At 41.2% G+C, this 22,943-nt stretch carries 23 protein-coding genes; 17 read left to right on the forward strand and 6 right to left on the reverse strand.

Features of this window, described 5'->3' with window-relative positions; translation table 11 throughout:
- The first annotated feature begins 73 nt into the window (after nt 1-73).
- The 4 genes from M5X66_RS09780 to M5X66_RS09800 all read left to right on the forward strand — a co-directional run bounded on the left by M5X66_RS09780 (nt 74) and on the right by M5X66_RS09800 (nt 2,419).
- On the forward strand, nt 74-304 hold the full coding sequence (locus tag M5X66_RS09780) for a hypothetical protein (protein ID WP_270103486.1): 231 nt from the start codon (nt 74-76) through the stop codon (nt 302-304).
- A 27-nt stretch (nt 305-331) separates the two neighbouring features.
- Nucleotides 332-574: a hypothetical protein gene (locus tag M5X66_RS09785; RefSeq protein WP_224050321.1), complete on the forward strand. Its 243-nt coding sequence runs from the start codon at nt 332-334 to the stop codon at nt 572-574.
- Between the two features lie 479 nt (nt 575-1,053).
- Complete coding sequence (locus tag M5X66_RS09795; protein WP_154609795.1) at nt 1,054-1,296, forward strand: excisionase; 243 nt, start codon at nt 1,054-1,056, stop codon at nt 1,294-1,296.
- Nucleotides 1,277-2,419 carry a phage integrase Arm DNA-binding domain-containing protein gene (locus tag M5X66_RS09800; protein WP_270103487.1) on the forward strand — a complete coding sequence of 381 codons (1,143 nt, stop codon included), beginning with the start codon at nt 1,277-1,279 and terminating at the stop codon, nt 2,417-2,419. Before M5X66_RS09795 ends, M5X66_RS09800 begins: the two co-directional genes overlap by 20 nt.
- Here M5X66_RS09800 and M5X66_RS09805 read toward each other — a convergent pair.
- From M5X66_RS09805 to icd, 3 genes are all read right to left on the reverse strand, one after another.
- Complete coding sequence (locus M5X66_RS09805; RefSeq protein WP_270103488.1) at nt 2,397-3,260, reverse strand: DNA adenine methylase; 864 nt, start codon at nt 3,258-3,260, stop codon at nt 2,397-2,399. The two genes, M5X66_RS09800 and M5X66_RS09805, sit on opposite strands and share 23 nt — an antisense overlap.
- A gap of 60 nt (nt 3,261-3,320) precedes the next feature.
- Complete coding sequence (locus tag M5X66_RS09810; protein WP_270103489.1) at nt 3,321-5,060, reverse strand: AAA family ATPase; 1,740 nt, start codon at nt 5,058-5,060, stop codon at nt 3,321-3,323.
- Nucleotides 5,061-5,247: 187 nt separating this feature from the next.
- On the reverse strand, nt 5,248-6,501 hold the full coding sequence (icd, locus tag M5X66_RS09815) for an NADP-dependent isocitrate dehydrogenase (RefSeq protein ID WP_108477970.1): 1,254 nt from the start codon (nt 6,499-6,501) through the stop codon (nt 5,248-5,250).
- Between the two features lie 545 nt (nt 6,502-7,046).
- On the opposite strand from icd, the gene M5X66_RS09820 reads away from it, so the two are divergent.
- From M5X66_RS09820 to M5X66_RS09860, 9 genes are all read left to right on the forward strand, one after another.
- The gene (locus M5X66_RS09820; protein ID WP_154634324.1) at nt 7,047-7,700 is read left to right on the forward strand and encodes a hypothetical protein; all 654 of its coding nucleotides are present in this window, start codon (nt 7,047-7,049) and stop codon (nt 7,698-7,700) included.
- A gap of 150 nt (nt 7,701-7,850) precedes the next feature.
- Nucleotides 7,851-8,501 (forward strand): 23S rRNA pseudouridine(2457) synthase RluE, encoded by a 651-nt coding sequence (gene rluE, locus M5X66_RS09825; RefSeq protein ID WP_108477969.1) that lies wholly within the window; start codon nt 7,851-7,853, stop codon nt 8,499-8,501.
- On the forward strand, nt 8,494-8,943 hold the full coding sequence (locus M5X66_RS09830; protein WP_036953134.1) for an NUDIX domain-containing protein: 450 nt from the start codon (nt 8,494-8,496) through the stop codon (nt 8,941-8,943). The genes rluE and M5X66_RS09830 overlap by 8 nt, the downstream gene beginning before the upstream one ends.
- A gap of 83 nt (nt 8,944-9,026) precedes the next feature.
- On the forward strand, nt 9,027-10,148 hold the full coding sequence (mnmA, locus tag M5X66_RS09835; RefSeq protein WP_036953133.1) for a tRNA 2-thiouridine(34) synthase MnmA: 1,122 nt from the start codon (nt 9,027-9,029) through the stop codon (nt 10,146-10,148).
- A gap of 2 nt (nt 10,149-10,150) precedes the next feature.
- Nucleotides 10,151-10,777, forward strand: coding sequence for a high frequency lysogenization protein HflD (gene hflD / locus M5X66_RS09840; RefSeq protein ID WP_132495244.1), 627 nt, complete (start codon nt 10,151-10,153; stop codon nt 10,775-10,777).
- Between the two features lie 17 nt (nt 10,778-10,794).
- Complete coding sequence (gene purB / locus M5X66_RS09845) at nt 10,795-12,165, forward strand: adenylosuccinate lyase (protein ID WP_036953131.1); 1,371 nt, start codon at nt 10,795-10,797, stop codon at nt 12,163-12,165.
- 207 nt (nt 12,166-12,372) lie between these two features.
- Complete coding sequence (phoP, locus tag M5X66_RS09850; RefSeq protein WP_036953130.1) at nt 12,373-13,047, forward strand: two-component system response regulator PhoP; 675 nt, start codon at nt 12,373-12,375, stop codon at nt 13,045-13,047.
- Nucleotide 13,048: 1 nt separating this feature from the next.
- Nucleotides 13,049-14,506 carry a two-component system sensor histidine kinase PhoQ gene (phoQ, locus tag M5X66_RS09855; RefSeq protein ID WP_108477967.1) on the forward strand — a complete coding sequence of 486 codons (1,458 nt, stop codon included), beginning with the start codon at nt 13,049-13,051 and terminating at the stop codon, nt 14,504-14,506.
- A 156-nt stretch (nt 14,507-14,662) separates the two neighbouring features.
- Nucleotides 14,663-15,787 (forward strand): ribosomal protein uL16 3-hydroxylase, encoded by a 1,125-nt coding sequence (locus M5X66_RS09860; protein ID WP_036953128.1) that lies wholly within the window; start codon nt 14,663-14,665, stop codon nt 15,785-15,787.
- A gap of 94 nt (nt 15,788-15,881) precedes the next feature.
- On the opposite strand, the gene pepT is transcribed toward M5X66_RS09860, so the two are convergent.
- Nucleotides 15,882-17,126: a peptidase T gene (pepT, locus tag M5X66_RS09865; protein ID WP_036953126.1), complete on the reverse strand. Its 1,245-nt coding sequence runs from the start codon at nt 17,124-17,126 to the stop codon at nt 15,882-15,884.
- Nucleotides 17,127-17,355: 229 nt separating this feature from the next.
- Here pepT and M5X66_RS09870 point away from each other — a divergent pair, with 229 nt between their 5' ends.
- Nucleotides 17,356-18,066 (forward strand): SDR family oxidoreductase, encoded by a 711-nt coding sequence (locus M5X66_RS09870; RefSeq protein ID WP_036953124.1) that lies wholly within the window; start codon nt 17,356-17,358, stop codon nt 18,064-18,066.
- A 53-nt stretch (nt 18,067-18,119) separates the two neighbouring features.
- On the opposite strand, the gene cobB is transcribed toward M5X66_RS09870, so the two are convergent.
- Nucleotides 18,120-18,944 carry a Sir2 family NAD+-dependent deacetylase gene (cobB, locus tag M5X66_RS09875; RefSeq protein ID WP_036953415.1) on the reverse strand — a complete coding sequence of 275 codons (825 nt, stop codon included), beginning with the start codon at nt 18,942-18,944 and terminating at the stop codon, nt 18,120-18,122.
- A 289-nt stretch (nt 18,945-19,233) separates the two neighbouring features.
- On the opposite strand from cobB, the gene M5X66_RS09880 reads away from it, so the two are divergent.
- Nucleotides 19,234-19,731 (forward strand): TIGR00645 family protein, encoded by a 498-nt coding sequence (locus M5X66_RS09880; protein ID WP_036953122.1) that lies wholly within the window; start codon nt 19,234-19,236, stop codon nt 19,729-19,731.
- Nucleotides 19,732-19,803: 72 nt separating this feature from the next.
- On the opposite strand, the gene M5X66_RS09885 is transcribed toward M5X66_RS09880, so the two are convergent.
- A complete protein-coding gene (locus tag M5X66_RS09885) occupies nt 19,804-20,781 on the reverse strand; it encodes an alpha/beta fold hydrolase (RefSeq protein WP_270103490.1) in 978 nt (325 codons plus the stop codon).
- Nucleotides 20,782-20,989: 208 nt separating this feature from the next.
- On the opposite strand from M5X66_RS09885, the gene M5X66_RS09890 reads away from it, so the two are divergent.
- Together M5X66_RS09890 and M5X66_RS09895 are read left to right on the forward strand one after the other, a co-directional pair.
- A complete protein-coding gene (locus tag M5X66_RS09890; protein WP_270103491.1) occupies nt 20,990-21,598 on the forward strand; it encodes a TetR/AcrR family transcriptional regulator in 609 nt (202 codons plus the stop codon).
- A gap of 31 nt (nt 21,599-21,629) precedes the next feature.
- Complete coding sequence (locus M5X66_RS09895; protein ID WP_154634321.1) at nt 21,630-22,811, forward strand: SGNH/GDSL hydrolase family protein; 1,182 nt, start codon at nt 21,630-21,632, stop codon at nt 22,809-22,811.
- Nucleotides 22,812-22,943: the final 132 nt, after the last annotated feature.

The following is a 22,943-nucleotide window of genomic DNA, read 5'->3' on the forward strand; positions in this document are numbered from 1 at the left end:
CAACTAAATTACAACTTAAGGATGTTTTGAGGAGTTATTTTTATAAACAACTTTGACAACTTAGGGAGCACTTATGCATACCACTCCAATAGAACCAATCGTAACCTTTAGCGTGCCAATGTCGCAGGAAGATGCGCAGGCATGGATCCTTCAAAAGGCCGCTGAATTTAAAACGCTAGATTCGCTTAAGGCTAAACAGGCTCTGTACGAGCAAGAAAAAGAAGATCTGCAGCGCAAGATTGAAAAGCTCGATGATGAGATTTTCGAGCAAACCGAACGCTGTAAAGTCACTATTAGTGCTTAGTTTATTTGATTTTTCGAGGTGATTAGCATGTTCAGAGTAACAAATGAAAGCGCTGGCAATATTATTGAGCTAAAAGTCAATGGCGCCGCGGTGTGTTACTTAAACACTAATGGTGCGGTCGCTGCTGATTACTTATCATTTATCGCTAAAACTACTGAAACCTTAATGTTGGATAGAAATTCGCTAGAACAAGAAGCTAATGCGTTCGGGAAAACCACCCAACATCAATATGGCGCATTTTCCGCAATTAAAGATCCCAAAGGTCTTTAATAAAAGAATCAACACGTATTTGGGAACTACCTTTTGAGAGATCTAGAAAGCGATTAGCAACATCATCAGACAATTCGGTGTTCCATTTATCAAAAGAATGCTTTGGAAAATACTCAGTAAAAATACTTTGCACCGCATATTCACCACCTTTTACGTCAGTGATCATATTGCATTGATAAAGACATTTAGAAATTAAGGTTGATTTTAGCATTTCAAATTCTCTTGGTTGTGTAGGGCTACCAAGAATACCACAGCCGCCTGATGTGGCTAAGTTAGTTCAGGCTCTCATTATCATCTCTATTGGTGTTTTAGTTATTGATAATTTTTGGCGGTGCCATGCCGCCTCTTTTTCTAAATATAAATAAGACCATTGGCGTCAGTCCATACGGGTAAATATGTGCTTAATTACTGCCAGTGGTCTTATTTATATTGTGGCTAAAATATACTTAATCTTTATGCGGCAGAATGTGGAGGTAATTATGCAAATGCTAACTTTGGAGGAATGGGCGAGCGAACGTTATAGAAGTCGCCCTCCTCGACTGGGGACATTACAACGCTATGCTAGGAGTGGCTTGTTCTATCCACCAGCACAAAAAGAAGGTGGTATTTGGCGCGTGAGAGAAGATGCCGACTTAGTCGGTAATTTGACATCACCGGTTATCAATAAGAGTGATAACCCTAAATTACAAAGGATTTTAAACGATGGCTGCCCGTCCACGTAAAAATAACGTCAATATCCCTAATCTCTACCCACTATTTAGCAGAAAAGCTAACAAGGTTTATTGGCGTTATCGCCACCCTATAACTGGCAAATATCATGCCCTCGGTGACAATGAGGCTGAAGCTCGTGAAATTGCGATTGAAGCTAATAACCGGTTAGCGGAACAACGCAGCCGTCAAGTCATGGCGATCAGTGATAGGGTAGCAAGAATTAAAGGTAAAGAGATCACCGTAAATACTTGGCTAGATCGCTACTGGGTAATACAAGAAGAGCGCCTTGCTGACGGTGATATAAAACAAAACACATATAAGCAAAAAAGAAAACCTGTGGACCTAATGCGCCACTCTCTCGCAATGAAGCCTTTGCCAGCAGTTGATGCGAGAGATATCGCATCAATACTCGATGAATATAAATCTAATGGCCAACATCGCATGGCACAAGTTATTCGATCCGTATTAATCGATGTGTTTAAAGAGGCACAACATGCTGGTGAAGTTCCACCAGGATATAACCCTGCACTCGCCACTAAGCAGCCAAAACGACGGATCACCCGCCAGCGCTTAAACTTGGAAGAATGGCAAAAAATATTTGATATTGCTGATAAACAGCATAAGTATTTAGGCAATGCGATGCTATTAGCAGTAATTACCGGACAACGACTTGGCGATATTTCAGCAATGAAGTTTAGTGATATTTGGGATGACCATTTACATATCACACAAGAAAAGACTGGGAGTAAATTAGCTATTCCATTAGCGCTAAAATCTGATGCATTGAATATGTCATTGAGAGAAGTTATTTCAAGATGTCGTGACCGCGTTGTCAGTAAGTATCTTATCCATTATTTCCATACAACTTCTCAAGCAAATCGCGGTGAGCAAGTCACAGCAAATACAATAACAACAAATTTTAAAAAGGCGCGAAATAAAACTGATATTGATTGGGGTGACGGAACACCAGCTTCATTTCATGAACAACGCTCTTTATCTGAAAGGCTCTATCGCGAGCAAGGGATAAACACTAAAGATTTGCTGGGTCATAAAAACCAACAGCAAACCGATAGATATAATGATGATAGGGGCAAAGATTGGTTGTATATTACTATACATTCTCTAATTTCATAGGATTAATAACATCTGGGACTTTCATTTTTTTAGAGAAAAATATGATTTCAGGTCCCTTATAACGTTCTTGGGCACTATAGTTAATTCCATACTCTAGTTTTCTCAAACCAGAATACATTTCGTTTATTTCAGGAGTATTATCGTATGAAACCATCCAATATTTTCTATCTAATTTTTTAATTAAATTGGCTATTTCAACATGATCATCATGCGTATAATGATTTTGATATAGCCCTTTGCCTTTTACATAATAGGGAGGATCTAGATAAGCGAATGTTTTTTTAGGAAGCTTTCCATAAACATCTTTCAAAAACACTTTAGTATCAATGTTATAAACGCTGATACTATCAGCTTTTTTAGCAATTTTATCTATTCTATATAACAAATTTTTCTTATTGAATCTAGCATCTAACTTCCAGTCACCTTGTTGTTCCTTACCACCGATGACTCCACCTAATAAAATTCCAGACCTATTTGTTCTGTTCATAAAAAATGTCGAAAAGCCAATCTCTAATGTCGTAAATTTTTCTGGATTTGACATTATAAATTTCTGACGATGCCATTCATCAATTGTCACTTTGGTATCATTTACTAAACGACAAAACTCATCTGGGTTTCTAGTAATAGAGTCCCAAAACGAATAGACAGAATAATTTAGATCATTCAAATGAATATGAGATACTACATTGTTCATTAATAGGTTAATCGCTACACCAGCACCTCCAGCATACAACTCAGCATACTGCTCACCTATTAAGTCATTTTGTTCAAATAACAACCGAATGAAAGGTGATAATTTACCTTTACCACCCGGATATCTTAAAGGGGTATAAAACCTCATATGCTGCCAGCCCAAAAAAGTATACTGTATATAATGCCATATAATATCATAATACTAATACTAATTCCCTAAAATAGTAGCCCTCACCTCATGACTATCTAAGTGATACTTGCTGCTTAAAATATGTACCAAACAATCAATAAATTCAGTAATAAATATTTCTACAAGTTCTGGATTATCTTTAACCCAGCATCTGTATGGATTATACCGGATTCCACCTTTATCTATAAGTTTTTGTAGTATATTTTCCTTTGAAAAATCCTTAAAAATTTCTCTTGGCCTTCTACCTTCAACAGCTTTAAGCTGGCTTTGAAGATTTGATAAATCAATTTGATCATCATCAATATTTAGGAGTCGAATCACTTCATCTGCATTTTCTAAAAAGATATCTTTTGTATATCGGAAATCATTAGACCAAAAATCATGTTCTCTAGGTAGATTATACAAATATTCGAATAACAACTGGTCAGGCGGTAGTTTAGTTGGAAGTTTAACTGCGTTTTTGAATTTACTAATCCTAGTAACATCACCGTCAAATACTATTATAGAGCTATCATACAACCCAGGGAATTGCTTGTTTAAAAGCATCTTATAATTCTCACAACCTAAATTTATGTTTTTTAATGGATTAAGATAACTCTTGATTTTTTGTTTAGTAATTAAACTATTATAAAAATCATAGTTTTGTTTATCTTCAAAAAAAACATTAATTTTTTCTTGTGAGATATTGTCTTCAATACTCTTAGTTTCATTGTTCAGCTCTAACCAAATATCTTCCCATGAAAAATCATTTTTTACGACTACATCACCTCGTGTATTAGATAAATAACATACCTTATAGTATTTACCATCTTTTTTTCCATAATCATGAATAGTGTCAATTATGCCAGGCGAATGTGAAGTCATTACAATTTGTAAATCAAAATTCCTAGCATATTTAACTAATGTGTCAATGAGTCTTCGCTGAGCTGCGGGAAATAATCCCGCATCAATTTCATCAATGAGAATAAGACCACCATGGTAATCAGGGTAATCTTCTTTTAGCTTTTGAAAAGAATAGACTGCTTGTAATATTTGACCAATATTATCCTCACCTACTGAAACTGATTCGTGGTCATAATGCTCACCACTAACAACCATAGATTCAATAGTTCCTGTTGTTTGCGTTAAACGACTGCCCCCAGTTCTACGGCCCAAAATATGCGAACTATCATGAATAAAATTATTCTTATTCTTTTGCATGAATTCTTGAGTTTCTGTTGCGTCGTATTTTTTTCTTTCCGTAATAGGTGTTAATCTTTTCAGACTGAGAAAAATAACCGGGTGTGTAACCTTCCTGCTATCACTAGCACCATTAGTTCTAGTGTTATTTCTAACTGTGGCTCTAATACCATCTTGCTCTTTAGGATCAGCTGATGTTCTAAGATATAATCGTAAGTTAATATTGCTTAATTCCTGATTTTCAGCCCCATCAAAGATATGAAATGACGTTTTCATACTTCCACTAACATCAAACTGTTTAGATAGTCTAAAATGCTCCTTAAATTGAGACGTGAAAGCCTGACCTGCTAAGTTTTTATAGCCAGTTAAATCTATAGGCTTATTCGTAGTCGAGTCTAATTTAGTAAAATCAGTTTCAAAATTAAAAATTTGAGCAATAATCCCCAAAATAGTTGATTTAGACGTCCCATTTTTCCCACAAATTACAGTAATTCTTTCACCAAGTTCAATTGAAATATCATTTAGACCTCTGAATTTTTCAATATTTACTTTTCTTATTTTTGTAATAGGATTTTTCATTTTCTATTCACCAGATTTAAGATTTAAAAATCATCCATTATTGAAATAATTAATGAATAATACTTAAAAAAAAATTAAGTGCTAGTTTTGATAACTCATTTTGATAAAGTTTTGATAACCAGTGCAAATACAGAAATAAAAAACGGGAGTTTTTAGGCTCCCGTTGATAATCACAGCACGTAATAAATTACATGTGTTTAATGATTGCGTCGCCGAATTCGCTACATTTCAGTAACTTAGCGCCTTCTAATTGACGTTCGAAATCGTAAGTTACAGTCTTAGCCGCGATTGCGCCTTCCATACCTTTAACGATTAAGTCTGCCGCTTCAACCCAACCCATATGGCGCAGCATCATCTCTGCGGACAGAATGATAGAACCTGGGTTTACTTTATCTTGGCCTGCATATTTCGGTGCCGTACCGTGAGTCGCTTCGAACAGCGCGCATTCAGAACCAATATTTGCGCCCGGTGCAATACCGATACCACCAACTTGTGCCGCTAATGCGTCAGAAATATAGTCACCGTTCAGGTTCATACACGCGATAACATCATACTCTGCTGGACGCAGCAGGATTTGTTGTAAGAATGCATCCGCGATAACGTCTTTAACGATGATATCTTTGCCAGTTTTTGGATTCTTGATTTTAACCCATGGACCGCCATCGATTAATTCACCACCGAATTCTTCTTGTGCTAATTGGTAACCCCAATCTTTAAATGCACCTTCAGTGAATTTCATAATGTTGCCTTTATGAACTAAAGTCACTGAATCACGGTTATTATCGATAGCATATTCAATCGCTGCACGAACTAAACGTTTTGTACCTTCTTCAGAACATGGCTTGATACCAATACCGCAATCTTGTGGGAAACGAATTTTCGTTACGCCCATTTCGTTTTGCAGGAATTTGATCACTTTATCTGCTTCTGCACTGCCCGCTTTCCACTCAATACCTGCATAGATATCTTCTGAGTTTTCACGGAAGATCACCATATCAGTGAGTTCAGGTTGTTTAACTGGGCTTGGTGTGCCTTTGTAGTAACGAACTGGACGTAGGCAGATGTATAAATCAAGCTGTTGACGAAGTGCAACGTTGAGGGAACGAATGCCGCCGCCAACTGGTGTGGTTAATGGGCCTTTAATAGAAACGCGGTAATCGCGGATTAAATCGAGAGTTTCTTGAGGTAACCAAACATCTTTACCATATAACTGAGTGGATTTTTCGCCAGTATAAATTTCCATCCAAGAAATTTTACGCTCACCGTTATAGGCTTTTTTAACTGCTGCATCGACAACTTTTAACATTGCTGGAGTGACATCAACCCCAATACCGTCACCTTCAATGAAAGGGATAATTGGGTTGTTCGGAACGTGTAATTTGCCTTTTGCATCAATGGTAATTTTAGCGCCTTCTGCCGGAACTACTACTTTGCTATCCATTAACCTCTCCTTCACTTGCGTATTTTGCTTGTTAATTTTTTGTAAGAGACCTGTCAATACTACTGCAATCTGCGTCGAACGCCAATGATTACTAAGCTAAGCTTGTATACAGATCGCATTTAACGCATTATCTCCGTGTCCAAACACTCAATAAAATCAAAACAAATTCAATATAATCATGATATTAAAAAAAATGTTAACACTCTAAAAAGTTAAATACTAAGCTAAATCACAACCTAAATACTGAACGACCTTATTCCATAGCTTATCTAAAATACCTTATCCAAACATTCGTACTGCTCACAGAAATTAATATATTCTCATATTATCTTTATGATTTAATAGATTTAATTAAATTATTCGCACTTAATGGTTTTAATGCACGTAAACCGAAACCGCATTGATTTTAAACAATTTTAGATTATTGCTAATTTGATTGAATTCTATCTAGATAAATAATGAAACACCATAATAGATTAAGAAAGATAAACTTTTATTTATTAAAAATATAATTATTAATTCAAGATAATATGAAAGGTGAATATATGGAAAAGTTATCAGACTTAATCAATCTCAAACAAAAAGCATTTTCACAGCATCCTTTTTTTCACAATCCTATTAACCCATCGTTACCCATCAAGGAGTCACTGGCGTTCTTACCCAAAATAGCTTTCTTTATTTTGACGTTTGGAGACATTAATAAATACATTCTTCCCTTTGAAAATCCTCAAGATGATTTAGAAATTGCGGTGAATAATCATGCGTTAGAAGATTCGGATCATTGGTATTGGTATATCGATGATCTCCGCACATTGCGTATGAATGAGCCACAACTTTTTACGGATACCTTAGTATGGTTATGGTCGCCACAAATGGAAGCTAACCGTAAGCTCACCTATGAATTAATCAGTGCCATCGTCAATCAACCTGCCAAAATTCGCTTAGCTGTCATTGAAAGCATGGAAGCAACGGGTCGCGTATTCTTTACGTACATTAATCAACTCGCTAAATTATCTCCTGCGCCACTTAAATATTGCGGTGATCTTCATTTGGCTCACGAATCTGGTCATGCGATGGGCAGTGATGCAGAATTAATTGATACCATTAATTATACGGATGAAGAACACATTCTTTGTGTGCATTTGATAGAGAAAATTTTTATCGCTTTCTCTCGTTTTATCGATGAAATAAATCAGTAAGCCATAAGTCAATATCCGATAAATTAGGGAGAGCTACCTGCTGATTGCTCGTATCCCTCCCTTAAATAACCCACCCAAACAGCCTTACTTTATCGCCAAAATATCGCTATTCTATTGCCCATTACATGAATGACTCTCAATAAAAGTATTATGAACGCACCTAATCGCAAGCATACTAAGAAAACTGCACCACATTCAAAGCAACGTCGTTCATTGGCAACGAATTCATCTTCTCGCGTGGCACGCCCAACCCAGCCGCGCAAAGTGATTATTTTCAATAAACCATTTGATGTACTCCCGCAATTTACGGATGAGCAAGGGCGGGAAACGTTAAAAAACTATATTCCCATCTCTGATGTTTATGCTGCTGGGCGTTTGGATAGAGACAGTGAAGGTCTGTTAGTCCTCACTAATGATGGAAAATTACAAGCTCAGCTTACCCAACCGCAGAAAAAAACAGGAAAAATCTACTATGCTCAAGTAGAAGGTATCCCCGATGAAAGCGCCCTCGCAAAATTTCGTCAGGGATTAACCCTAAATGATGGACCTACCCTACCCGCAGGCATCGAGTTAGTCAGTGAGCCAGAATGGTTATGGGTACGAGTTCCACCGATCCGTGAGCGTAAGAACATTCCCACATCTTGGTTAAAGATCACGCTTTATGAAGGAAGAAATCGACAAGTTCGTCGAATGACTGCCAATATTGGTTTTCCCACATTGCGATTAATACGCTACGCCATGGGAAATTTTACGCTCGATAACTTATCTTCCGGCGAATGGAAGGAGGTCACTGTTGTTTAAACCCAATGTTACTGTTGCCACCATTGTCCACGCCAAAGGGCGTTTTTTAGTGGTTGAAGAGTGGATAAATAATAACCCCACATGGAATCAACCCGCAGGACACCTTGAAGCCGATGAAACGTTAGTACAAGCTGCGGCTCGCGAGCTCTATGAAGAGACGGGCATTATTGGTGAGCCTCAGACATTAATTAAAATTCACCAATGGATAGCCCCCGATAAAACCCAATTTATTCGCGTCTTATTCGCCCTTGAACTGGATGCCCCTTGCGAAACCCATCCCCACGATGATGATATCAGCGCTTGTCATTGGGTTAGCGCGGAAGACATCCTGACTAGCCAATGCCTTCGATCCCCTTTAGTGGCCCAAAGTATCCGCTGCTACCAAGAAGGTACTCGCTATCCTTTGAGCGTTTTGGCCGCCTTCGGAGAGCATTACGAATAACATTATTCTCCTAACGCTGGTGCAATAAGGGGGCAACGTGCTAAAGTATGGGGCTTGATTTTTCCGCATTGAGACTATTTCCCATGTCAAATAACAGTACCAAATCAGATAACAGCCAAATTAAGGTCATCGTCGGTATGTCCGGTGGTGTTGATTCATCCGTTTCCGCTTACCTGCTCAAGCAGCAAGGGTATCAGGTGGTCGGTCTGTTTATGAAGAACTGGGAAGAAGACGATAACGAAGAATACTGCACCGCGGCGACTGACCTTGCAGATGCACAAGCGGTATGCGACAAACTCGGTATCGAACTGCGCACCATCAACTTTGCCGCTGAATATTGGGACAATGTATTCGAACACTTTTTAGAAGAATACAAAGCCGGTCGTACCCCAAACCCAGATATTCTGTGTAACAAAGAGATCAAATTTAAAGCGTTCTTAGAGTTTGCTGCCGAAGATCTGGGCGCAGATTATATTGCAACGGGTCACTATGTGCGTCGCCGTGATGTTGATGGCAAAAGCCAGCTATTACGGGGCTTAGACAATAATAAAGACCAAAGCTACTTCCTGTATACCCTCAGCCATGAACAAGTGGCAAAAAGCTTATTCCCAGTGGGTGAATTAGAAAAACCTGAAGTACGTCGCATCGCTGAAGAAATTGGCTTAGTGACTGCGAAGAAAAAAGATTCTACTGGAATCTGCTTTATTGGTGAGCGTAAATTCCGCGATTTCCTCGGACGTTATCTCCCTGCTCAACCAGGTCCAATCGTCACCGTTGACGGTGAAACCATTGGTCAGCACGAAGGGTTGATGTACCACACATTAGGTCAACGTAAAGGGTTAGGCATTGGCGGCACCAAAGACGGTTCTGAAGAGCCATGGTATGTAGTCGATAAAGACGTTGAAAAAAATCAATTGATTGTAGCGCAAGGTCATGAGCATCCACGTTTAATGTCTACAGGCTTAATTGCTCAGCAATTAGATTGGGTTGATAGACAAACATTAACTGAGCCATTGCGCTGCGTGGTGAAAACCCGTTACCGTCAAGCGGATATCCCTTGTACAATCACCCCATTGAGCGCCGAGAAAATCCAAGTCACTTTCGATTATCCGGTTGCAGCTGTTACTCCGGGACAATCTGCGGTATTTTATATCGACGAAGTCTGCCTCGGTGGCGGCGTTATTGAAGCCCGTATTCAGGAGTAAATGTGGCTAAAAACTATTACGATATCACGCTAGCCTTAGCGGGTATCTGCCAAGCAAGTTTGATGGTACAAAAGCTCGCTCATGAAGGCACCTTTAATGAGCAAGATGGTAAAACCATGGTCAATAGCCTGACCAACATGAATCCATCCACCACACTGGATGTATTCGGTAATGACGAAGCGAATTTAAAAACCGGTTTAACTGCCCTGCTTGGCATGTTAACCGGGGGTAATAGTGGGATCTCTGCAGAGATGACCCGCTATATGCTTAGCATCATGGCGCTAGAACGCCGCTTAAGCAAAGATGACAATGCAATGAACCAACTCGGTCAACGAATTGAGCAATTTGAGCGTCAAGCTAGCTATTTCGAACCGATGTCTGAAGGTGTTTTTAACGCACTCGCCGGAATTTATGTGGATGTAGTCAGCCCAGCAGGTCCTCGAATTCAAGTGACCGGCTCCCCTGATATTCTGAAAAATACCGTTGTTCAAGCCAAAGTTAGAGCCACATTGCTCGCAGGTATTCGCTGTGCAGTTCTCTGGCAGCAAGTTGGTGGAAGTCGCCTCCAACTGATGTTTTCTCGAAGCCGTCTGTCTAATCAGGCGAAACAAATTTTGTCTCACCTATAAATCTGGAGTTGCTACCAATGGAATTATCCTCACTGACCGCTGTATCCCCGATTGACGGCCGTTACGGTGATAAAGTCAGCGCTTTACGCACTATTTTTAGTGAGTTTGGCTTACTGAAATTTCGTGTGCAAGTTGAAGTTCGCTGGCTGCAAAAACTGGCTGCAACCGCTCAAATCAAAGAAGTTCCTTCATTTGATGCTGACGCAATCGCTTACTTAGATGAAATCGTCGCGAACTTCTGCGAAAAAGATGCAATGCGTATCAAAGAAATTGAACGCACAACTAACCACGATGTTAAAGCAGTAGAATATTTCCTGAAAGAAAAAGTGGCGCACATCCCTGCTCTGCATGCGGTCTCTGAATTTATTCACTTTGCTTGTACGTCGGAAGACATCAATAACCTGTCCCATGCCTTAATGCTGAAAACCGCTCGTGAAGAGGTTTTACTACCACAATGGCGTCAAATCATTGATAAAGTTAAAGCGATGGCGCACGAATACCGTACTTTACCTTTACTGTCACGTACTCACGGGCAACCAGCAACACCATCCACTATTGGTAAAGAATTTGCTAACGTTGCGTACCGTTTAGAGCGTCAATACCGCCAGTTAGAGCAAGTGGAAATTTTAGGTAAAATCAATGGTGCCGTTGGTAACTATAACGCCCACATTGCCGCTTATCCTGAGGTTAACTGGCACGAATTCAGTGAAACATTCGTAACCTCACTGGGCATTCAATGGAACCCGTTCACGACCCAAATCGAACCACACGATTATATCGCAGAACTGTTTGACTGTGTGGCGCGTTTCAACACTATCGTGTTGGACTTTGACCGTGATATCTGGGGCTATGTTGCTTTAAACCACTTTAAGCAAAAAACCATTGCCGGTGAAATTGGCTCATCCACCATGCCACACAAAGTTAACCCTATCGACTTCGAAAATTCAGAAGGTAACTTAGGTTTAGCAAACGCGGTATTAGGTCATTTAGCAAGCAAATTGCCAGTTTCTCGCTGGCAGCGTGACCTAACTGACTCAACCGTTCTGCGTAACTTAGGTGTCGGTTTAGGCTATGCCCTGATTGCTTACCAATCCACAATGAAGGGCTTGAACAAATTAGAAGTTAATGAACAGCACTTACTGGATGAATTAGATCAAAACTGGGAAGTGTTAGCGGAGCCAATCCAGACAGTAATGCGTCGTTATGGCATCGAAAAACCGTATGAAAAACTGAAAGAATTAACTCGTGGTAAACGCGTTACCGCTGAAGGCATGAAACAGTTTATCGATGGTTTAGAACTTCCAGAAAGCGAAAAAGAGCGTCTGAAAGCGATGACGCCAGCCAACTACATTGGCTATGCGATTAATTTTATTGATGAAATCAAGTAATCAATAGTTATTCAAGCAGGCGGCATTCGTGTCGCCTGTTTTTTCTATTTATTTGTTTAACCCGTTTTCCAAAAAATCTCAGATTCGACTATTTTTCCGATCTGTTTGACTTATATTTAGTTAAGATCTTGTTCCCTATCCCATCTCTTTCTACCATACTCATTATAATATTCTCATTTGCATGCTTTCTTTATGTGAGGTTCTCAGATGCGCATTCTTATCGTCGAAGATAACGCCCTACTTCGTCACCATTTAACCGTTCAACTCAAAGAATTAGGTCATCAGGTAGATTCTGCTGAAGATGCAAAAGAAGCGGATTATTTTCTGAATGAAAGCCATCCCGATATTGCAGTCGTGGACTTAGGTCTTCCAGATGAAGATGGGCTTTCTATGATCAAACGCTGGCGCAGTAACCATGTCAGCATTCCGCTCCTCGTCCTAACTGCACGAGAAAGCTGGCAAGAAAAGGTTCAAGCTCTCAATAGCGGCGCTGATGACTATGTCACCAAACCTTTTCAACTAGAAGAGCTGGTCGCACGGATGCAAGCATTGATGCGCCGTAACAGTGGATTAGCCTCCCAAGTGCTTGAACTTGAAAACTTTGTTATTGACCTTTCCCGTAAAGAATTCACCGTTAATGGTGAGTCGGTCAAACTCACTGCATTTGAATACACCATTATTGAAACCTTGCTGCGCAATAATGGAAAAGTGGTCAGTAAAGACTCCCTCATGCGCCAGCTCTATCCAGATGCAGAGTTACGGGAAAGCCACACTATCGATGTGCTTATGGGACGTTTACGTAAAAAAATCCAACAGTTCCATGCCCAAGAAGTGATTGTGACTGTTCGAGGTCAAGGCTACCGTTTCGATGTGAACAGCTAATATGAAACTGCGTAAATTTAGGTTCAAACCCATCTCTTTACAGGCGCGTTTTATTTGTGCGACGTCAGCCGTCATTCTGGCGCTAACCCTCGCTTATGGGATTGTCGCTGTTGTGGGTTATTTGGTCAGTTTTGACCGAACGACCTACACGTTACTACGTAGCCAAAGTAACCTAATTTACAGCCTTGCTCAGTGGCAAGATAATAAAATTGATATTCGCGTTCCCCCAAACTTTACGTTGAACAACCCCTCGTTGATCATTATTTATGATAAAAATGGGCAAACTGTCTGGCGCCAACGAGAAGTCCCCAGCGTCGAGCGTCTTATTCAACTCGATTGGTTAAAAAAGAATGGGTTATACGAAATTGATACCGATTTCGATGAGACGCGCCAATTGATGAACAATAACCCGGACTACAGCCATCGACTCAATGATATAGATAATATCGATGAGCCATTAACTCACTCCGTTTCAGTTAACCAGTATTTAGAAACTGAAACCATGCCAGCACTGACGATTGTCGTCGTCGATACGTTACCTCAAGACTTACAAAGCACGGGCGTTGTCTGGGACTGGTTTGGTTACGTGTTACTCGCCAACTTTATACTGGTGATCCCGCTGTTATGGCTTGCAGCCTATTGGAGTGTGCGCCCCATTAAGTCACTGATTTCGCAAATTAGTAGCCTTGAAAAAGGGGAGCGAGAAACGCTGGATGAAAACCCGCCAGCAGAACTGCGAGGCTTGGTACGGAATTTGAATATTTTGCTGAGTAACGAACGCAAGCGCTATAGCAAATATCGCACTACATTGTCCGATTTAACCCACAGCCTAAAAACCCCGTTGGCCGTATTACAATCCACATTGCGGCTTCTACGTTCTGGTAAGCAAATGACCATCGAACAAGCAGAACCTATCATGTTGGAACAAATAGGACGCATTTCTCAGCAAGTTGGCTACTATTTGCATCGCGCCTCGAATCAGGGGGATGAAAACCTGATGCTGCGGGAAATCGCTTCAGTACCTTCTATCTTAGATAGCCTCTCTAGCGCACTGCATAAAGTGTACCTCAACAAAGGTGTCTCCATCACCGTCGATATCTCCCCTGAAATCACATGGCTGGGTCAGCCTAATGATTTTATGGAAGTGATGGGCAATATTATGGAAAACGCCTGTAAATATTGCCTTGAATTTGTGGAAGTCACTGCCCTTGTCAATCACGATAGCCTAACCATTTTTGTGGATGATGATGGTCCTGGCGTCCCAGAGAGTAAGCGCAGCATGATATTTATGCGAGGACAACGCGCTGACACCCTAAGACCAGGGCAAGGTTTGGGGCTATCAATAGCGGTGGATATCATCGACCAATATGATGGCGAAATTACCATTTCAGATAGCCCACTTGGCGGTGCTCGTGTCGCCGTCACCTTTAGGCAGCAAGCGGTGATTGAAGATGCTTAGGTCTTGAATTGAGATAGCTAGGGCATAAACGAAGATAATTCACTCATCTGTAGATGAAGATGGCTAATCTGTGAACTGACGCCCTCTAAGCCCTGTTTTACAATCCATTTCCGGTATACTATTTAGGAAGTTTTGTCATAACTAGGGAACAATAAGATGGATTATAAACTGAATCTTGACTGGCAGAGTTTTCTGGACAGTCATTGGCAGAAACGACCTCTGCTTATCAAACAGGGTTTTACGCGTTTTATTGATCCTATCTCGCCTGATGAACTCGCGGGATTAGCGATGGAAGATGAGGTTGATAGCCGTTTAGTCAGCCATCAAAATGGGCTCTGGCAAGTCGCCCACGGTCCATTCGAAAGCTACGACCATTTAGGTGAAGAAAACTGGTCAATCTTGGTTCAAGCCGTTGACCACTGGCACTACCCAAGTGCCCAACTGATGAAACCTTTCCGTGTCCTTTCTGACTGGCGTATGGACGATTTAATGATCTCCTACTCCGTTCCGGGTGGTGGTGTAGGTCCTCATCTCGACCAATACGATGTATTCATTATTCAAGGCGAAGGTCGTCGTCACTGGCGTGTTGGGGAAAAAATCCCAATGAAGCAACACTCCCCACATCCTGATTTACTGCAAGTGCAGCCTTTTGACGCCATTATTGACGAAGAGATGGAACCCGGTGATATCCTGTATATCCCACCTGGATTCCCCCACGAAGGTTATGCCATTGAGCCATCACTGAATTTCTCTGTCGGTTTCCGCGCGCCTAATGCTCGTGAATTAATGAGCAGCTTTGCTGACCATTTAATTTCCAATGATTTAGGCAGTTATCGCTACAGCGACCCTGACCTTTCTTTCCGTGATAATCCGGCTGAAATTTTGCAAGGCGAACAGATTAAGCTGCGCGAAATGATGGAATCACTGATTCATGATCCAGAGCTATTCCGTAAGTGGTTAGGTGAATTTATTTCTCAATCACGTCACGAGCTGGATTTGGCACCGCCAGAGCCGCCTTATGAACAAGATGAGATTTATAATTTATTGAAAGACCAGCAAGAAACCCTATATAAACTCAATGGGTTGCGCGCTCTTCGTGTGGGTGATCAATTCTTTGTTAATGGTGAGTCTTTAGAGACTAAATGCTATGAAGCCGCTGATAGCCTGTGCCGTTTCGATTCCGTCAACCATGCAAATCTTGGTGACGCGTTAGATGATGTCAATTTTATTGCCTTAATGACAGCATTGATTAATAGCGGATATTGGTATTTTGACGACTAATTAGTCCTATAATTAACCACCAACAAACAGCAAATACCCCGAATATCATCACATCGGGGCATTTGCTGTTTTTTATATTAAGCACGCATCAAAACTATTTATCAGTATTGCGTTTTGCATGAATAGCCGTTAATTCCGCAATTCTCATAATCACGCTCACCGCCTGCTCCATTCCTTCTTGTGTAATAAACTCATGTTTACTATGGAAGTTATAGCCACCAGTAAAAATATTCGGACATGGTAAGCCCCGGTATGATAGCTGCGCTCCGTCCGTTCCCCCACGGATAGGCTTGATAACAGGCTCAATATCACAGTCCAGCATCGCTTGTTTCGCTAATTCAACAACATGCGGATATTTCATCACTTCTTTATGCATATTGTAGTAGCTATCATCCAATGTCAGCTCGATATAGCAGCTTGGGTGCAGCCCTTCACCCACTTTTTCCGCGATACGAATAATATTTTTCTTTCTCGCTTCAAAATTGGCTAAATCAAAATCACGGATAATGTAGTTCATTTCCGCTTTTTCCACGTTACCTTTAATGGACGTTAAGTGATAAAAGCCTTCGTAACCTTCCGTATTTTCAGGTGTTTCATCCGCCGGTAACATAGAATGGATTCGCGTTGCTAAACCCAACGCATTGACCATCACACCTTTGGCGCTACCAGGATGGGTATTGTTACCCACAATTTTAATAGAGACGTTGGCAGCGTTAAAGTTTTCGAATTCGAGTTCACCGACACCACCACCATCAACGGTATAAGCCCAGCGAGCATCAAATTCTTTAAAATCGATATGTTGTGCACCACGACCAATTTCTTCATCTGGCGTAAAGGCAACACAGATTTTTCCGTGTGGAACATTTTGCCCTTCTAAACGCACAATCGCGGTAATAATTTCTGCGATACCCGCTTTATCATCCGCCCCTAATAAGGTTTTGCCATCGGTCATAATCAGCGTTTTGCCAATCATTTCGTGCAATACAGGGAACATAACGGGGGATAAAACTTCATCACCAATGCCCAGAGCAATATCGCCACCACGATAATTCTCAAGCACTTGCGGGCACACATTTTTGCCCGAATAATCTGGGGCGGTATCCAAATGCGAAATGAAGCCTATCGCAGGCACATCCCAATCAACATTGGATGGCATGATAGCCGTTAAACAGCCATGTTCCGACAGCGTCACTTTTTCAAAGCCAAGGATATTTAATTCTTTGGCTAACGCGCGGGCAAATTTTAGCTGGCCAGTGCTACTAGGTACTGTTTTTGCATTCAGTTTTGATTGTGTATCAAACGCAGTGTATTCAAAAAACCGCTCCAAGAGTTTGTCCATACTTCCCCCCCTAAATATCAATGGGGATATTATGGGAAAGATCACAGAAACAATTATTGTTTCAAATCAGATTTGCAGCTAAAGAGTGAGGAAGATAACTAATTAATTTAATTTATTGTTCATTTTGAGCTGCACTTTTGGATAACGCAACGCGTTAAGTACCATGTTATATAATGGCTATCTTATATAACGAAATGCGCTATAGAATGATTTTTAAGGTGGGAATACGATGGCAAAAACATTTTTAATTTATGGTGTCAGTAAAGGGTTAGGTAAAGCATTAGTTGAAGGAGTGCCTGACCAAACTGATACTGTGTACGGTGTTTCTCGCACTGAACCGCCTTTTGGTGGTGCGCAATTTCACTGGATATCCGCTGATCTTAGTGATATTCAATCGGCTTCAATTATCAAAAAGCAGCTAGGCGAAAAACCCATTGATACCCTAATTTATAATGTCGGCATTTGGGAAAAACTCGCCTTTACTGAAGAATATGATTTCGAGTCCACCAGCGATATTGAATTACTCACCATGATCCAGACCAATATCGGTGCCTGCCTGTTGAACTTGAAAGCACTTCTTAGCAACTTGCGTTTAGGCACCAATAGTAAAATTATTTTAATTGGCTCTACGTGGGGGTTGGATAATCATAATGGTAAAGAAGTCACCTTTAGCGCAACCAAATATGCCTTACGTGGGATTGTACAATCACTGAGAGAAACCTTGCGCCAAGATAATATTGGCATTTCTATTTTGAATTTAGGTTATCTCGCCACGGAATATCCATTATCTATGCCAGTGAATGAGGTGATTCAAAAAAGTGAAGGTGCGTTAATTCCGCTGCAAGATGTGGTCAATGCCGTGCGCTTTATTCTTAGCACCAGCAGCGCCACCTGCGTAAAAGAAATTACCATGCCCGCCATGTTAGATGAAAACGTGTGATATCAATCTAATTTGCTCGGTGCATAAAAGGGAGCAAAAGCTCCCTTTTATGTTTATTCTTCGCTGTTTAACTTTGCCAGTAAGTCATCCACATATTCACTAACCACTTTACTCGCCAATCCATAATGGCGCTCTTCAAACTCGCTTTCCACTTGGCTTGGTTCTAAATTCAGTTGTACCGTATGAGCACCTTGTAAACGCGCTTCATGTACAAACCCTGCCGCTGGATAAACATGCCCCGATGTTCCGATGGAAATAAACAGTGTGGCATCTCCAAGTGCTTGGTAGATCCTGTCCATTTCAAACGGCATCTCACCAAACCACACAATATGCGGGCGTAATGGCTGTGGGAACTGGCAGCAATGGCAACGCTCTTCTACGGATAAATCCCCTTTCCATTCGAGGACTTGGTTTGACCAATTACAACGTACTTTTAATAATTCACCGTGCATATGCACCACGCGCTTGCTACCCGCACGCTCATGTAAATTATCAATATTCTGTGTCACTAGCAGGAATCTATCCCCCAGCGCTTGTTCTAATTTTGCTAATGCGTAGTGCGCTGCATTCGGTTGAATATTATCTTGTTGCAACTGGCGACGACGTTCATTGTAAAAGCGCTGAACTAATTGTGGATCACGAGCAAATCCTTCAGGTGTTGCCACATCTTCCACGCGATGCTCTTCCCATAAACCATCTGCCGAACGGAAGGTTTGAATCCCTGACTCTGCAGAAATACCCGCACCGGTTAATACAACCACGTTAATGTTTTGCATACTGAGCAGTCTATTATCAATGTAGTAAGAACGATTGCGAAGTCGCTGACGGCGTTTACATTTATTTTTACTTATTTTTTTCAATCTACGGCGAAATCGCAACATCGGAAATTTCCTTTCATCCTTGCAGTGAATTTGTCGGTATAAAAAGTGGAAATATAAACATGGTAAATTATGTTATTTATACATAATTTAGATAGTAACATACTAACCCCCTTCATCTCCTGCAAAGTAAAACAAATATCTCAATAACCTCGATTTAATAACTTTTTTATCATCAAAAAGACATTTTTTTCACTTTCAGATGACAAAAAACTTTATCCCCATCACACCTAACGGCTAAAATAGCCGCCATCTCACTATTTTGGTTTCTCTTATTTGAAGGATTTCCATGGAAAAGTTTTTTGAAAGAATGATGTACGCTTCACGTTGGATCCTTGCGCCCATTTATTTGGGACTATCACTGACATTGCTGGCGTTAACCATCAAATTTTTCCAAGAAGTATTTCATATTCTGCCAAGCATTTTTAGCATTCCAGAATCTGACTTGATCCTCACGCTGCTATCTCTCATTGATATGGCGCTGGTGGGTGGATTACTGGTGATGGTGATGTTCTCAGGTTACGAAAACTTCGTCTCTCAATTAAATTTGTCTGATCATCATGAAAAGCTGAATTGGATTGGGACTATGGATGCGACGTCACTGAAAAATAAAGTGGCTGCCTCCATTGTCGCCATCTCATCCATCCACTTATTGAAGATTTTCATGAACCTCAAAAACGTCGAAAACGATAAGTTGATGTGGTATGTGATCCTTCATTTAACCTTCGTGCTGTCGGCGTTTGTGATGGGTTATTTGGATAAAATGACCAAGAAAGCTAAGTATTAGTTCTCTCTCAATACACACGATTCGGCATAAAATAAGGGAAGCTCACTGTAGCTTCCCTTTTTGTTTCAAATATTATTGTTTCAAGAACGGTAAAATGTGGCTCATTAACTGTTCAGGACACTCCTCCGTCACGAAATGACCACACTCCCCAAGCATCGCCCCTTGTAATTGGGTTGCTCGCCCCTGTAACGTCAATTGCGGCGCATCTCGAGTTGCCTGATCCGCCCCAATCGCCAATACTGGCATGGTGAGCTTTTTCTGCGCTCGCTGTTTATTTTGCTCAATCGTCTGTGGAATAGCACGATAATAGGCAAAACCAGCTCGCAGTCCCCCCGGAGAAGCATACGCATCAATATACGTCTGTGCGGCAACGCGATCACGACGATAAGCCCAATTATCAAAAATAAAGTTAAGATACTCACGCTCTTTACCTGCCGTCAGCATTTCTGGTAAATCTCGTACTTGGTTGAACATAAAATGCCAGAGGAAAATATTCTCCGCAGGATCAACAAAAATCGTTGGCGCAGGTGCTAATCCCGGAATAACCGCTTCGGTTAAGGCAATCTTTTTCACGTCGGCGGGATAATCACTGGCCAGCGCATACCCTACCCACATACCAATATCATGCCCTATCACTGAATAGTGAGTATGACCCAGTTGCTTCATCATTTCGTGCAATGTGGTTGCGGCAGCGCCCGTATCATAACCACTTTCTGGCTTATCAGAATACCCTGTTCCCAATGGATCAACAGCAATAGCGGTATAACCATTAGCAGCGAGATCCGTCATCACATATCGCCACGTGTACCATGTTTGTGGCCAACCGGGGATCAATAAAACTGGCTCACCTTCCCCAGCGGTAACATAGTGAAGGCGCTGCCCGTTCACTTTCACATAGTGATGTTTAAAGCTGGCCTCATTCGCTTCAATGGTTGGAGGCGTAGCACTTTTGGCTGTTTGAGTTAGGTTTCCTGCTGCTAACGTAGCTGTTGCTTGCAAAGAGAGCGTCATCAGAGAAACGAGTAACACCTTTTTAAATACCGAATTCATATTTGTTCCATACACTTTTATGTGGGTAAAAAGCCACTCATTCACGAGTTGCATTAATTGTTTGTCGATCAGCAATGAATAGGTTAAAGGTTTTTTTAATTATTTGTCAATCGATAAAGAATAATTATTTGTCAATCGACAAAGAAGTGATAGTATGAACGCATTCTCATTCAGCGCATCATTATCATGTATTAAGAGGAGCATCGTTATGGCGGGAAGACCGAGAGAGTTCGACAGAGACGTGGCATTGAATAAAGCTAAATTTGTCTTTTGGCAAAGAGGTTATGAAGGTACGTCGATGTCAGATTTAGTCTCTGCTCTAGGCATCGCTTCTGCTCGCATTTATGCGGCATTTGGCTCGAAAGAAAACCTATTTCGCGAAGCTATCGCCCTATATCTAAGCCAAGAAGGCGCTTTTGCTGATACTGCGTTACAAGAGCCTAATACGCGTCTAGCAATAACACAGTTATTAACCCAAGCTGTCGAAACTTATACTCAACAAACGCATCCACAGGGGTGCATGGTAGTTTTATCACTGACCAACTATGCCAGTGAAAATGAAAACATTATGTCTTGGCTAGCGAATTACCGGAAAGACCGTACCACCGCCATCATACAACGTTTAAATAAGGGTGTAACTCAAGGGGATTTACCCAAGGAAACGAACACCCAAGCACTTGGCGATTATATCTCAACACTATTTCACGGCATTTCGATTCAAGCTCGCGACGGGGTGAGTAAAGCGCATTTACTCGCGATGGTTGACGTTGCTATGACTGGGTTTGATTCCTTTATCTCAGCATCAACTGCCCACTGATTATCCACTTCAATTTTAGGAAAAAATTGCTATGTCCTCATTCGGTTCATCTCCCAGTCGTGCATGGGTTTGCACATGGCTTTCAACATCTCAACCCACCACCGGTGAGGCATTTCCGTTTCCATTGGAGATCCCAACCTTATTGAATAACCAAACCCTACAGCAAACGCTGCGCATCACATTAGGCGGGCAACAATTACGCCTTGTGTTTTCGAATCGTTATGGCTCTCAGCCCCTAGTATTGGGTGAAAATGTCATTCTTGTAAAATCACCATCTGGCCAGTCATGGAGCGCCCCTGTTCTGTTTAATGGGCAATCCGGTGTTTCTATCCCCGCAGGGCAAGTGGTGTACAGTGATGAAATCATCCATCCTATTAACGATTTGTCTGAAGTCACCCTACGAACCTATCTACCGAATCCTACGCTTATAGAGACCTTTCATTGGGATGCACGACATTATTCTCAATTAACATCGGGTAACGGTGTTCATTCCAAAATGATGAAAGAAAGCCTACCAATCAGTTCGCGTTTATTATTAGAGGCTGTTGAAATTCAGAATCAGGCGCCAAGCCAAGCGATTGTCGTTATTGGCGATTCCATGGTGGATGGCAATGGTGTCGAAATGGGAACTTATCGCCGTTGGGTAGATTTTTTTGCTGAGCGTACCGTTTCTCAGCACACAGCGGTGATCAATGCGGGCCAATCGGGTTCTCGCTTACTCAAAGATGGTATTGGCATCAGTACATTATCTCGCTTTACTCGGGATGTTATTGAGCAAGCTGGCGTAACCATTTGCATTGTACAAGTGGGTCTCAATGATATTGGGCTTGCACAAACCGCTCTAGCGCCTGCGGATATGACGCCTTCCGCTAGCCAGTTGATTGAAGGTTATCGTCAATTACTTGATATGGCGCATCAGCATCATATTCGCGTTGTCGGCGTCACGCTTGTTCCGCTACGCGGTGCAGACGAATATGGATTAGATAACTTCTATACCTCCGAAAAAGAAGCTATTCGCCAAGAAGTGAACGAATGGATACGCACTAGCGATGAATTTGATGCATTAATTGACACTGAACAACTTGTGCGCGACTCGCAAAATCCTCAACAATTAGCGCTAATCTATGATTCCGGGGATCATCTCCACCTTAACCACGCAGGGCATCTGTTGGTTGCGAATTCAATTTCCTTTGATACTGTTATTGGAGTTTAAAACAGTCATTAGCATTGAAACCATAGGTATGAGAATAACTTTTCGTACCTAATTATTCCGCTATTCTTTGATACAGCTTAACATTACCTTCAGCCACGCCATCATTCCCTATGTTACTATCCACCGACCTAA

Origin of the sequence: Providencia sp. PROV188 (assembly GCF_027595165.1) — a bacterium.
Taxonomy (GTDB): Bacteria; Pseudomonadota; Gammaproteobacteria; order Enterobacterales; family Enterobacteriaceae; genus Providencia; species Providencia lanzhouensis.